At 72.0% G+C, this 12,514-nt stretch carries 13 protein-coding genes; 5 read left to right on the top strand and 8 right to left on the bottom strand.

Features of this window, described 5'->3' with window-relative positions; genetic code table 11:
* Positions 1 to 273: 273 nt before the first annotated feature.
* A complete protein-coding gene (locus tag NI25_RS32225) occupies positions 274 to 648 on the top strand; it encodes an RNA polymerase-binding protein RbpA (RefSeq protein WP_003977404.1) in 375 nt (124 codons plus the stop codon).
* A gap of 139 nt (positions 649 to 787) precedes the next feature.
* On the opposite strand, the gene fxsA is transcribed toward NI25_RS32225, so the two are convergent.
* From fxsA to NI25_RS32205, 4 genes are all read right to left on the bottom strand, one after another.
* Positions 788 to 1,363: an FxsA family membrane protein gene (gene fxsA / locus NI25_RS32220; protein WP_061445823.1), complete on the bottom strand. Its 576-nt coding sequence runs from the start codon at positions 1,361 to 1,363 to the stop codon at positions 788 to 790.
* 67 nt (positions 1,364 to 1,430) lie between these two features.
* Positions 1,431 to 2,309: a polyprenol monophosphomannose synthase gene (locus NI25_RS32215; RefSeq protein WP_061447184.1), complete on the bottom strand. Its 879-nt coding sequence runs from the start codon at positions 2,307 to 2,309 to the stop codon at positions 1,431 to 1,433.
* A gap of 524 nt (positions 2,310 to 2,833) precedes the next feature.
* A complete protein-coding gene (locus tag NI25_RS32210; protein WP_061447183.1) occupies positions 2,834 to 4,438 on the bottom strand; it encodes an amidohydrolase in 1,605 nt (534 codons plus the stop codon).
* Positions 4,439 to 4,527: 89 nt separating this feature from the next.
* Positions 4,528 to 4,968, bottom strand: a complete 441-nt coding sequence (locus tag NI25_RS32205; RefSeq protein WP_019983923.1) for an Lrp/AsnC family transcriptional regulator — start codon at positions 4,966 to 4,968, stop codon at positions 4,528 to 4,530.
* Positions 4,969 to 5,234: 266 nt separating this feature from the next.
* Here NI25_RS32205 and NI25_RS32200 point away from each other — a divergent pair, with 266 nt between their 5' ends.
* On the top strand, positions 5,235 to 5,672 hold the full coding sequence (locus tag NI25_RS32200) for a hypothetical protein (protein WP_061445822.1): 438 nt from the start codon (positions 5,235 to 5,237) through the stop codon (positions 5,670 to 5,672).
* Positions 5,673 to 5,841: 169 nt separating this feature from the next.
* Positions 5,842 to 6,159 carry a hypothetical protein gene (locus NI25_RS32195; RefSeq protein ID WP_061445821.1) on the top strand — a complete coding sequence of 106 codons (318 nt, stop codon included), beginning with the start codon at positions 5,842 to 5,844 and terminating at the stop codon, positions 6,157 to 6,159.
* Here the strand turns inward: NI25_RS32195 and NI25_RS32190 are convergent.
* Positions 6,122 to 7,294 carry an acyl-CoA dehydrogenase family protein gene (locus tag NI25_RS32190; RefSeq protein ID WP_061445820.1) on the bottom strand — a complete coding sequence of 391 codons (1,173 nt, stop codon included), beginning with the start codon at positions 7,292 to 7,294 and terminating at the stop codon, positions 6,122 to 6,124. The two genes, NI25_RS32195 and NI25_RS32190, sit on opposite strands and share 38 nt — an antisense overlap.
* A 368-nt stretch (positions 7,295 to 7,662) precedes the next feature.
* On the opposite strand from NI25_RS32190, the gene NI25_RS32185 reads away from it, so the two are divergent.
* Positions 7,663 to 8,907 (top strand): glycoside hydrolase family 18 protein, encoded by a 1,245-nt coding sequence (locus NI25_RS32185; RefSeq protein ID WP_061445819.1) that lies wholly within the window; start codon positions 7,663 to 7,665, stop codon positions 8,905 to 8,907.
* Positions 8,908 to 8,992: 85 nt separating this feature from the next.
* Here the strand turns inward: NI25_RS32185 and NI25_RS32180 are convergent, their stop codons facing one another.
* The 3 genes from NI25_RS32180 to NI25_RS32175 form a co-directional block, all read right to left on the bottom strand.
* Positions 8,993 to 9,655, bottom strand: a complete 663-nt coding sequence (locus tag NI25_RS32180) for a TetR/AcrR family transcriptional regulator (RefSeq protein ID WP_061445818.1) — start codon at positions 9,653 to 9,655, stop codon at positions 8,993 to 8,995.
* 105 nt (positions 9,656 to 9,760) lie between these two features.
* A complete protein-coding gene (locus NI25_RS38950) occupies positions 9,761 to 9,901 on the bottom strand; it encodes an SCO1431 family membrane protein (protein WP_107071923.1) in 141 nt (46 codons plus the stop codon).
* Between the two features lie 112 nt (positions 9,902 to 10,013).
* Positions 10,014 to 11,405, bottom strand: coding sequence for a peptidase C39 family protein (locus NI25_RS32175; RefSeq protein WP_061445817.1), 1,392 nt, complete (start codon positions 11,403 to 11,405; stop codon positions 10,014 to 10,016).
* A gap of 196 nt (positions 11,406 to 11,601) precedes the next feature.
* Between NI25_RS32175 and NI25_RS32170 the strand changes: the two genes are divergently transcribed.
* Positions 11,602 to 12,231: a uridine kinase family protein gene (locus tag NI25_RS32170; RefSeq protein WP_233520792.1), complete on the top strand. Its 630-nt coding sequence runs from the start codon at positions 11,602 to 11,604 to the stop codon at positions 12,229 to 12,231.
* Positions 12,232 to 12,514 lie beyond the last annotated feature (283 nt).

Below are 12,514 nucleotides of genomic sequence, written 5' to 3'. Positions count from 1 at the left end.
CGGCGCGAAAGGGCTGTAGTGTACGCGTTTGGCCTGCCAGGCGTACCGTTACTGCGCGTCAAAGGTGCCGAATCGCTATGTCACATCTGTCAGCAGAGGTGACAAACCGGACGTCGGCGGGTACTGCACTGGTTGCAAGGCTGCGGCTGCGACGGCGACGCAGGGCCCGGATCGGGAGTCGGGACGGGAATCTTTACCGCCGCCCGGACGTTGACCGGATGACGACGACAGCGACACCTGTCCTGTGGGCGACAAGCCCGGGAGGCACGATTCATGAGTGAGCGAGCTCTTCGCGGCACGCGCCTCGTGGTGACCAGCTACGAGACGGACCGCGGCATCGACCTGGCCCCGCGCCAGGCCGTGGAGTACGCATGCGAGAAGGGGCATCGATTCGAGATGCCCTTCTCGGTCGAGGCGGAGATCCCGCCGGAGTGGGAGTGCAAGGTCTGCGGGGCCCAGGCACTTCTGGTGGACGGCGACGGCCCTGAGGAGAAGAAGGCCAAGCCCGCGCGTACGCACTGGGACATGCTGATGGAGCGACGCACCCGCGAGGAGCTCGAAGAGGTCCTCGAGGAGCGGCTGGCCGTTCTGCGCTCCGGCGCGATGAACATCGCGGTCCATCCGCGTGACAGCCGCAAGAGTGCGTAGCGGGAAACCGTAGGCGACACGACAGCACAACCGCGGGTGCCGTACATGAGCTTCATGTACGGCACCCGCGGTTTTGTCGTGTCCGTCGCGTGCCGGGTCCAGGCCGTGGCGGGTCCGGGACGTGGGACGGAGCCGCAGGTCAGCGCGTCAACGGCGGCCGGGGGTCCTGGGGGAAGTCGTCCGGGTCGTCCCGTACGACCTCACCCTGGACCACCTTGCCGTCCGGACGGTGCATCCGGGCCTGGCGGAAGGCGTCGCCCAGGGTGCCCGGGCCGGCGTCGCGGAGCTTGCGCTCGACCGTCCGCTGGGCGTAACGGCTCACGGCCTTCTGCACCGGGGGCAGCAGCATGAGCAGGCCGAGCGCGTCCGAGATCAAGCCCGGCAGGATCAGCAGCAGCCCGCCCAGCATCATCAGGCCGTTGCCCTCGCTGTTCGGGCGGGCGGCCTCGGGCGGGGTGCCCGACTGCTGCTGGTTGAGCGTCTCCGTGAGGTTGCGGAAGGCCCGGCGGCCGGCCGCCTTGATGACCACGGACCCGAGGACGACGCCGGCGACCAGGAGCAGGAAGACCACGAAGCCGCTGGACGCCCCCGCGACCATGACGAGCAGCCAGATCTCCAGCACGAGCCACGCGGCGACGCCCAGCGGCAAGAAGGTGCGCAGCCGGGAGCGCGGAGGCCGGGCGGGGGACCTGGGGGTCTGAGCGCCAGTCGTCATACTCCCAGTGTGCCTGGCCCCGGCTCAGTGCGGCATAAGGGGCCGGTCGGGCGGCATAGGGAGCCGGTCAGGCGTTGCCGTCGGGCACCTTCGTCGGCTCCGCAGGCTTCGTCGGCTTGCCGCCGTGCGCCTCCGGCCCGCCGGGCACCGCGTCGGACCGCTTGTCGCGCCCCAGGACCTTGCCGACCCTCTCCCCCACACCCCAGGTGGTGACCCGCCACAGGGCCTCGACGAGGATGTCGCGGCTCATCTTGGAGTCGCCGAGTTCGCGCTCGACGAACGTGATCGGCACCTCGACCACGTGGTATCCGGCCTTGATCGCCCGGCGGGCGAGGTCTACCTGGAAGCAGTACCCCTGCGAGGCGACCTCCTCGAGGCCGAGACCTTCCAGGGTCTCGCGGCGGAAGGCGCGGTAGCCGCCGGTGATGTCGCGCAGGGGCAGATCGAGCGCGATCCGCGAGTACATGCTGCCGCCGCGCGAGATGAACTCGCGGGACTTGGGCCAGTTCACCACGCGCCCGCCCGGCACCCAGCGGGAGCCGAGCACCAGGTCGGCGCCCTTGAGGGCGGTCAGCAGACGGGGCAGTTCCTCGGGCTGGTGGGAGCCGTCGGCGTCCATTTCGATCAGCACGCCGTAGCCGTGCTCCAGGCCCCAGCGGAAGCCCGCGAGGTAGGCGGCGCCCAGCCCTTCCTTGCCCTTGCGGTGCATGACCTGGACGTGGTCGTCCGCGGCCGCCAGTTCGTCGGCGAGCCTGCCGGTGCCGTCGGGGCTGTTGTCGTCGGCCACGAGCACGTGTGCCTCGGGGACGGCCTCGCGCACGCGCGTGACGATCGCCTTGATGTTCTCCGCCTCGTTGTAGGTCGGAATGATCACCAGGGCCGTGCCCAGCGGGCCGAACCGCCTCTCACGCCCCGCAGCCGCGGGCGTCCCGTCGCCGTCGTTCACCACTGCCCCTTCGTGTCCGTACGCAGAGGACCACCATAATCGCCGCGGCCTGCGTCAACGTGACAGGACGGTCCTACGGTGGTGTCGGTTCCCGGAAAGCGGGGTAGCGATAGCCGTTTCGGGACGTTGTGCGACGGATGGGGGCCCGGCGCCCTTCGGGCCGGCCCGGGACCCGCCGGCTGCGGGTCGACCTGGGTCGTTGTCTACTGAGCGCCCGGGCCCCACCCGGGTCACACCTCCCGACCGGCCGGAACGTTCCCTCGTCGCGGTGCGGGCACTGAGCCTGGCTCCCAGTGACGGTACCCCGGTGCGGCACACCGTCCCTGACTCAGCGGCGCCGCGACGCGTATGCGGAAGATTCCCCGGTCGGGCGTCCGGTGGTGGACTCCGCCGAACCTACCGGCCCCCCGCCGCCGCCTGTCAACAGTCGTTCGACCTGCGCCTTTTCCATCAATGCGCAGGTCAGCCCGGCGGCGAAGCAGGTCGTGGCCCTGCGAAGATCATCGCCCCGTCGGCCGTGGAGATCACTCGCCCGGCTGTACGAAGACGGTCCGGCCGCCGACCACGGTACGCAGGCAGACGGGCAGGTCCCGGCCGGGGGTGAGGTCGGGCAGGCCGGGCGTGCCCGAGCGCGGGTCGGTCGACCAGCGCGCGACCCGGTCGTCGGGGGCCTGGACCACGAGGTCGCCGGTACGCCACACGGCGTAGTCCGCGGGCACGCCCGGCACCAGGACGCCCGCGTCGTCGCGGCCGATCGCCCGCCAGCCGCCGCGCGTGTGCGCCGTGAACGCGGCGCGGACGGAGACCCGGTGCTCCGGAGTGCGGTGGAAGGCGGCGGCCCGGACCGTGCCCCACGGGTCGAGGGGTGTGACGGGGCTGTCGGAGCCGAAGGCGAGCGGCACGCCGGCGCGCAGCAGGGCCGCGTAGGGGTTGAGCGTGCGGGCCCGCTCGGTGCCCAGGCGCTGTGCGTACATGCCGTCCTCGCCGCCCCAGAGCGCGTCGAAGGCGGGCTGGACCGAGGCGGTCAGGCCCAGTTCGGCGAAGGCCGCGACGGTCTCCGGGGTGAGCATCTCGGCATGCTCGATCCGGTGGCGGGCGGCGCGGACGCGGGCGAGGCCCACCTTGTCGGCGGCGGCGCGCACTCCCTCCACGACGGCGGTCACGGCGGCGTCGCCGATGGCGTGGAAGCCCGCCTGGAGGCCCGCCTCGGTGCAGGCGACGACGTGCGCGGCCACTGCGGAGGCGTCCAGGTGGGCGGTGCCGGTGTGTCCGGCGTCGGCGTAGGGCTGGTGCAGGCAGGCGGTGTGCGAGCCGAGGGAGCCGTCGACGAAGAGGTCGCCGGCGGCGCCGACGGCGCCCAGTTCCCGCGCCTTGTCGACGTCCTGCTCGGCCCAGTAGCCGATGACCCGCGGCCCGGGCTCCTCGGCCGAGAGGCGCAGCAGGCCGGTCAGGTCGTCTTCGGAGGAGATCTCCGGGCCTGCGCATTCGTGAACGGTTCCGATGCCGAGGGAGGCGGCGTGCGCGAGGGCGGCGCGCTGGGCGCCGGCGCGCTGGGCCGGGGTGACGGCCCCGAGGGCGGCGGCGCGTACGGCGTGGTGGTCGTCGCCGGTGAGCGGGCCGTCGCCGCGGGCGAGGCCACCGGGCGCCAGGTCCAGCAGCGCGGTGGTGACGACGGCCGAGTGGACGTCGATACGGCTGAGGTAGAGGGGGCGGCCGCCGGTGGCCGCGTCCAGTTCGGCACGCGTCGGGGGCTGCCCGTCGGGCCAGCGGGCGGCGTCCCAGCCGTGCCCGAGGAGCACCCGGTCGTCCGGGCGGGCGGCGGCGAAGTCCCGTACGAGGGCGAGGGCCGCCTCGCGGGTCGGGGCGCCGGACAGGTCCAGGCCGGTGAGCGCGAGGCCCGTGGCGGTGGTGTGCACGTGTGCGTCGGTGAACGCCGGGGTGACGAGGGCGCCGTCCAGGTCGATCACCTCGTCGACCCCGTCCGCGAAGGCGTCCGCGGCGCCCTCCGAGCCGACCCAGGCGACCTGGCCGCGTTCGACGACCATGGCCGTGGCGAAGGGGTCGGCGGGACTGTGGACCTCGCCGCGGCGCAGCAGGACGGTCGAGGACGGGGTGGTGGACTCACTCATGGACACCAGTCTCGCCCCTCACGGACGCCGCCCGGCAGCCGGGGCGGCGCGGGTGGCCGGCGTCGCCCGGCGCCGTCTCGCGGGGCCGGTCAGATCCGCGGCGGCCGTGACTCGTAGGGGGTCGAGAGGACGACGGTGGTGCGGGTGGAGACACCGGCGAGGGAGCGGACGCGCGCGAGCAGTTCCTCCAGCTCGTGCGGGGTGGCCACCCGGACCTTGAGGATGTAGTTCTCGTCGCCCGCGACGCTGTGGCAGGCCTCGATCTCGGGGACGCCGGCGAGGCGGTCCGCGATGTCGTCGGGGGCGCTGGGGTCGAACGGTTTCACCGAGATGAAGGCGGTCATCGGCAGCCCGACGGCCTCCGGGTCGACGACCGCGGCGTAACCGCGGATGACGCCACGCTGTTCCAGCCGCCGCACCCGCTGGTGCACGGCCGACGTGGACAGGCCCGTGGCCTTGCCCAGGTCGGTGTAGCTCATCCGCCCGTCCTTGACGAGCAGCTGCACGATCTGTCGGTCCAGCTCCTCCATGGCGCAAGAACCTACAGTGCGGTTGATCTCCTCGGATAGCCGAGCGGCCCAGGTCATGCCCCGTTCGTGATCCGACGGGGCGCCGGACGCGAGCCGAGCGGGGACAAACCCGCCGCAGGGGGCATCTGCGAGCGGCATGTGACGAAGACCACACTGGTTGAACGTTCTCCGTAATGTTCTCGTGATTACCCCGGAGGGGGGACGGGAAGTGCTTGCTGTGGTCGAGGCCGCAGTGCCGTCACGGCCCAGCCCGAGGGGGAGATCCCATGCAGAGTCTTAAGCGCCCTGGTCGTACCGCGTCCAAGCGGCAGCAGCCGGTCGTCGAGCCCGTATCGGAGGGCGTCGAACCGGACGCCTTCGAGGACGAGGAACTCGACGCCTACGACACCTTCGAGATGTACCGGGTGATCTGCCCGGACTGCGCGCAGCCCATCGCACTGCTGGCGGACGAGGAGACGCTGCCGGAGCACGCGCTGTGCGCCTCGCCGTGGAACCCGTTCGGGCTCACGGTCTGCGCCGGCACCGGCCGCCGGGCCACCGAGGCGCGCCCGGCGGACGAGTCGTTCCAGCCGCACGAGCAGGACACCGCCCTGCTGTTGACGCTCCCCCGGGGCCTCGACTGGCGGACCCAGCCCTTCTCCCACGTCGGCGGTCCGGGCTCGCGCCCGATGCGGATGCCGACGATGCGGCGCGAAGCGGCCTGAGGCGTCCGGACGCCCCGTTCGGGACCGTGGCCCGACCCCCTGATCGCAGGGGCGGCCGACGGGGCGTCAGGACCGTGGCGGAAAGCGGCACATGCCCGTGGACGCCCGCGAACTCACGCTCGAATACGCCCGCCGGTGACCTGTCCGCACTGCGACGCGTTGCCCGGGTATGACCCCCACGTACTCGTCGACCGGGAGTCGGCGCCGCGTGTTCGTACCGGTGCCCGCGGGACCGGTTCCCCCGGCCCCGCAGATCCCGGACCCGCCGATCTACCGCGAGCTGATGCGGGCCTGGGCCGACGGCGGCCGCACCCTGCCGGGGCGCCACGACCCGGAGTGGGTGAGGCTCGCGGAACCCCCGCGCGGGCTCGGCGACTTCTTCGCCACGGGTGACTTCTTCACCACCGGCGACTTCCGGGTCGGCGGCGACTTCACCGTCGCCGCCGGCCTCACCGCTCCTCGGGACCCGCGAGGTGACGGGCGATGACCATCCGCTGGATCTGGTTGGTGCCCTCGACGATCTGCAGCACCTTGGCCTCGCGCATGTACCGCTCCGCCGGGAAGTCGGCGGTGTAGCCGTACCCGCCGAGGATCTGCACGGCGTCGGTGGTGACCCGCATCGCCGTGTCGGTGCAGTGCAGCTTGGCCATGGCGGCCTGCTTGGCGAACGGACGTCCGGCGTCGCGCAGCCGGGCCGCGGTCAGGTACAGCGCACGGCCGGCCTCGATCTGCGTCGCCATGTCGGCGAGCATGAAGCGCAGCCCCTGGAAGTCGGCGATCGGCTTGCCGAACTGCCGCCGCTCGGCCGCGTAGGACACCGCCTCGTCCAGCGCCGCCTGGGCCACACCGATCGCACAGGCGGCGATGCCGAGCCGGCCGGATTCGAGCGCGGACAGGGCGATCGCGAAGCCCTGCCCCTCCTCGCCGATGCGCCGGGCGTCGGGGACCCGCACCCCGTCCAGGTGGACCTGCGCCGTGGGCGAGCCCTTGAGTCCCATCTTCTTCTCGGGCACCGCGGCGCTCAGGCCCTCGGCGTCACCGGGCACCAGGAAGGCGGTGATGCCGCGCGGTCCCTCCTCGCCCGTGCGCGCCATCACGGTGTAGAAGTCGGCGACGCCGCCGTGCGTGATCCACGCCTTGGTGCCGGTGATCACCCAGTCGTCGCCGTCGCGCACGGCCCTGGTGCGCAGCGAGGCGGCGTCGGAGCCGGAGGCGGGTTCGGAGAGGCAGTAGGCGCCGAGCAGGCCGCCGCCCAGCATGGCGGGCAGGTGCTCGGTCTGCTGCTCCTTGGTGCCGTAGGTCGCGAGCGCGTAGGAGGCGAGCGTGTGCACGCTGGCTCCGAGGCCGACGGTGAGCCGGGCCGCGGCGAGTTCCTCGAGGACCTGGAGGTAGACCTCGTAGGGCTGCTCGCCGCCGCCGAACTCGGCGTCGTAGGGCAGTCCGAGAAGGCCGGATTCGGACAGGAGGGTGAAGACCTCGCGCGGGAAGCGTCCGGCGTCCTCCCCCTCGGCCGCGCTCGGGGCGATCTCACGCTGCGCGATGTCGCGGACGAGCGAGATCAGATCCCGTGCCTCGTCCGTGGGCAGTTGCCGGTCCACCTGCTGCGGGGCGCGGTCGGGCATGGCGACGCTCTCCTCCCTGTCGGGCACATCGGCGGACGTGCGCCTTGGGTGGAGGCGGCTCCGCCGGGTCGTTCGGGCCTGGCCGATGCTCGCACTCCCGGGTCGCGGAAGCGGCTGACCAGCGGCTGTGCGCTGTGAGTATGCCCGATCGGAGGCACGGAGTCACCAGTTAACGACCGCTTACTCGAAGAATTCGGAGAATGGCCCGCGCCGCGCCCGGAGGGCCGGGATTTCCGGCTTCCGGCGTCGAGAATGGTCCGAACCATTGACCGTACTGGTCTAGTCCTCCTACGGTGACGAACCGAACGCCTTACCGCGTTCATGCCAATCGGCGCGCGTTCCCTCTTCCCCCCACGAGGAGACACCCGATGCACGTCCCGCACCTCCCCCGCGTCCGCCCCCTCCGGACGCTGCTCTCCGCCCTGTGCACCGCCGCCCTGGGCGCCGGGCTGCTGGCCGGCGCCGGTCCGGCCACGGCGACCGCCGGGGCACCCGCCGCCCAGGCCGCGGCCGGGTCCAAGGTCGTCGGCTACTTCACCGAATGGGGCGTCTACGACCGCGACTACCACGTCAAGAACATCGAGTCGTCGGGCTCCGCCGGCGAACTCACCCACATCAACTACTCGTTCGGCAACGTCACCGGCGGAAAGTGCGCCATGGGCGACGCCTACGCGGCGACCGACCGGGCCTACACCGCGGCCGAGTCCGTCGACGGCGTCGCCGACACCTGGGACCAGCCGCTGCGCGGCAACTTCAACCAGCTGCTCAAGCTGAAGAAGAAGCACCCCGACCTCAAGATCCTGTGGTCCTTCGGCGGCTGGACCTGGTCCGGCGGCTTCGCGCAGGCCGCGCAGAACCCGGAGGCGTTCGCCCAGTCCTGCTACGACCTGGTCGAGAACTCCCAGTGGGCCGACGTCTTCGACGGCATCGACATCGACTGGGAGTACCCGAACGCATGCGGCCTGACCTGCGACACCAGCGGACGCGAGGCCTTCCCGAAGCTGATGGGCGCCCTGCGCGCCAAGTTCGGCCAGGACTACCTGGTCACGGCGGCGATCACGGCCGACGCCACCTCCGGCGGCAAGATCGACGCGGCGGACTACGCGGGCGCCGCCCAGTACGTCGACTGGTACAACCCGATGACGTACGACTTCTTCGGCGCGTGGGACGCCACCGGGCCGACCGCCCCGCACTCGCCGCTGACCTCGTACTCCGGCATCCCGAAGGAGGGTTTCCACACCTCGGCGACGATCGCGAAGCTCAAGGGGCTCGGTATCCCGTCGTCGAAGCTCCTGCTCGGGCTCGGCTTCTACGGGCGCGGCTGGACGGGCGTCACCCAGACGGAACCGGGCGGCACCGCGACCGGCCCGGCGAAGGGCACGTACGAGAACGGCATCGAGGACTACAAGGTGCTCAAGACCAGCTGCCCGGCGACCGGAACCGTGGGCGGCACCGCGTACGCCAAGTGCGGTGACGACTGGTGGAGTTACGACACCCCGCAGACCATCGCGACCAAGATGGCCTACAAGAACGAACAGGGCCTCGGCGGCACGTTCTTCTGGGAGCTGAGCGGCGACACCGCCAACGGTGAGCTGATCAAGGCGATCGACTGAACCACCCGGCACGCAACGGGGGGCGGAGGGGCGGAGACCGGCTCGGGTCTCCACCCCTCCGTCACGCGTCGTCCGGGCGTCGGCGTCAGGATTCGTCGCGGCGGGCCGGCGCCGGGGCCGGGTAGGCGGGGTCCAGTTCCTCGATGGCGCGCAGCGTGCCGCCCAGCGACTTCACCAGCAGCTCGCGCATGGTCTCGCGGGGCAGTTCCGGCCGGCCGATCCAGTCCAGGGTGGCGCCCTCGACGCTGCACACCCAGGCGAGCAGGCCCATGCGGGCGAGCGGCCCGATGTCCGAGCGCCCGTACGCCCCTTCGGCGATGGTGACGACGATCGCCTCGCGCACCCCGTCCCGGATGGCGTGCACCTCGGCGTCGAAGCCGACGCCGCCGCTGACGATGGTGCGGTAGGCGGCCTGGTTGTGTTCGGCGTAGCGCAGATAGCCGTCGATGGTGCGCTGGACGCGGTCCACCTGCGGCAGTTCGGTGCCGCGTGCCGCGGTGGTGACGAGGTCGGCGACGGAGTCCTGGACGATCGCCAGGTAGTAGCCCCGCTTGGACTGGAAGTAGTAGTAGATCAGCCCCTTGGCGACATGCGCCTGACGGGCGATGTCGTCCATCGAGAGCGCGTCGTACGACGTGTCGGCGAACAACCTCCGCCCGATGGCGATGAGTTCGGCGCGGCGCGCAGCCGAGCGCTCGGTGCCGCGCGCCCGGGGACGGGCGTCGGCACGTTGTTGACTGATATTCAATTTCGACCCTGGTCTCCTACGGGCGGCGGGACATCCGCAGTATGGCAGGTCGGGTCGTGGGGCAGGTCACACCCGGGTCACGTCGCAGACGGTCCGCGGGTCACGTCACAGAAGGCCCAGCTGAACGACGAGCATCGCGACCACTACGACGAGGGTCCAGCCCATGACGTGTTCGAGGATCTTCGGGCCGTCTTCCTTGGGGCCGCCGGTACGGACACGGGTGGCGGCTGCGGTGTGTGCGGTCATGGCTTCTCGCTGGTCTCGGGCTTCGGGTTGGGCGGAGTCCCCCCGCTCACGGTGTCCACCTTGCCACCGTGAGCGGCTTTTGCGGCCGAGAGCTTGGTCACAGCGGGGCCGGTCAGCGCACGCCCACCGCCGCGAGGGCCTTGCGCTGACGCGGGCTCGGGTGGGCCGGGAAGTACAGGTAGCAGACGCCGCCGGTGCCGGAGACGACCTTGCCACTGGCGTTGTACCGCTTGGTCCTGAGCCAGATGTTCTCCCACTCGCGCCGCTTGTAGACGCGGCGCACGGCGTCGTTGTCGTCCGAGGCCGGGTCGTTGGCGATCACGTCGCCGTCGGCGGTGAAGCCGATCACGGTCATCAGGTGGCCCGAGGTGCCGTAGCCCGACCCGGTCAGCTCCTCCTCCAGGAACGACTGGGACGTGATGGCCGGGATGCCGGCCGCGATCAGCGTCTCCAGGTCGGCGAGGGAGCCGAGGCGGGTGACCACGCCCTGGAGGCCCTTGAACGTGGCGGCGTAGGCGGCGTTGAAGGGCCAGTTGCCGCAGCCCTCGTACTGGTTGTCGTACGTGTACCGGGCGGCGTGGCAGACCTGCGGGTCGGGGTAGGAGGGGTCGACCCAGGCGAGCTGTTCCTCGGTGAGACGGCCGCCCCAGTACTCGATGATCATCTGCGAGGAGGTGGGGCTGCACCAGGCCTCGCCGCCGTTGTCGTACTCGGGGTACTGGCCCTTGTGGATCTCCTGCGAGTAGCGCGGGACGCGCAGTTCCCCGGCGTGGCGCGGGGTGGAGGCCGGGACGGTGAAGCGGTCGGGGATGTCGGAGCCCATCGCGCCGAGCCGCCAGACGGTGGGCGTGCTGTGCGTGCCGGGACGGCGGTGGAGGGTGAGCCGGAGCCGGTAGGAGGCAAGACGCAGGCCGGTGGAGGCGTCGTCGATCGAGAACGTGTCGGTCCAGATGCTGCTTCTGCCGTCGCTCTGGTCGTCTACCGAGGTCCGCCTGATGTCCTGCTCGCCGTCGCCGGCCGTCCAGCGGCCCATCACGTACCAGGGCGTGTCCGTGCCGTCGGAGTAGGTGCCCTTCAGCTCGACCTGGATCCAGGTGCCGCTCGGCGTGTGCGCGTTCCAGGAGGCGATGACCTCCGTCGAGGGCACCGCGAGCCGGTGGACGGGCGAGGTCCAGGTCGCGTACTCCCAGGCGGCGGTGGTGCCGGTGTGCGGGTCCGTGTAGTCGGTGGTGCCGGCCGGGGCGCCGATCACGACGCCTGGGCGGGTGCCCGCGACGGGGCGGACCCCCCGGGCGCTCCCTTGCCGCCAGTCCCGGAACGTGGTCCAGGCGTGGTAGTCGACCGGTCGCCGGGAGGCGGCCCGGCCGGGGCCCGTGGCGCCTCCGCCGGTGCCCGCGGCGGGCGCGGCCTGGGCGGTGGCCGGGATCGCGCCGCCCGCCACGGCGGCCGCCGCGACGGCCGCGGCCAGGAGGGTCCTGCGGGACGGCTGTTCGACTCTGCTCATGGGCGGGAGACCCCCAGGTGTCCGGGTCGGGCGGGTCCGTCGTTGCACGTTCGTGCGCCAACTATGGCCGCAGGCGCCCGGTCCTGCCAGCACTTCCACGCACGCCACGCCACCAATATTGGTGTCGACCAGTGGCGGGGCGGGGGGCGCGGCATCTGGGCGCGGGGGCCGGGGGCGTGGGGTGGTTAGAGTGCGGGTGACCGCCTCCGCCCTCCTGTCCACGGGATCCGCCATCCTCGATCTAGCAGCCCGGCTCCGCCGGCTTCCCCCCTCCTGCGGGCCCGTGCGCCTGATCGGCGTCGACGGACACGCCGGGTCCGGGAAGTCCACGTTCGCCGGACGGCTGGCGGCCGGGCTGGGCGGCGCGCCGGTGCTGCACCTCGACGACATCGCCAGTCACGACGAGCTGTTCGACTGGACCGGGCGACTGCTCCGCCAGGTGATCGAGCCCCTGCGACACGGTGAGACGGCGCACTACACGCCGTACGACTGGCGGACCCGGCGTTTCGGGGCGCCACGCCCGCTGCCCCCCGCTCCGGTGATCCTCGTCGAGGGTGTCGGAGCGGGCCGGGCGGCACTGCGGCCGCACCTGGCCGGGCTGCTCTGGATGGACGTACCCCGCGAGCGGGCGTGGGAGCGCGGACGGGCGCGCGACGGAGCGGAGCAGCGGACGTTCTGGGAGGGATGGATCCCGGCCGAGCGCCGGCACTTCGCCGAGGACCCCTCACGCCCCTTCGCGCACCTTCTGGTGCGACAGCGCGAACAGGGGTACGAGGTGCTGCCGGGGCCTGCGGGAACCTCCACCGGAGCCCACTTCCTCACTTAAAGTGACGGGCCATCCGCGATGTGTTGAACCCGTGAAGATCACGCCCCCGCAACCCGCCGACGTGCCCCAACTTCGCTTGACCCGGGGGCCGTACAGGTCTTACGTTCTGAATGTGCGGCAGTTCGAAGCCGCCGGCAGACGCGAAGCCCCCGGTTGTTCCCCCGTGATCGGGGGCTTCGTTCTGCCCTGAGCGCGTTCTCCGGCTCCTCCGCGACGCCGAACGCTCACCCTCGGTGACCGACGGGCCGTGTGCTCCCACCCCTCCGACCTCGTGGAACGGCCC

It is taken from the genome of Streptomyces sp. CCM_MD2014 (assembly GCF_000772045.1).
In the GTDB taxonomy this organism is placed as follows: Bacteria; Actinomycetota; Actinomycetes; order Streptomycetales; family Streptomycetaceae; genus Streptomyces; species Streptomyces salinarius.
Note: the sequence above shows the minus strand (reverse complement) of the source record. Positions and strands in the feature narration are given on the sequence as shown.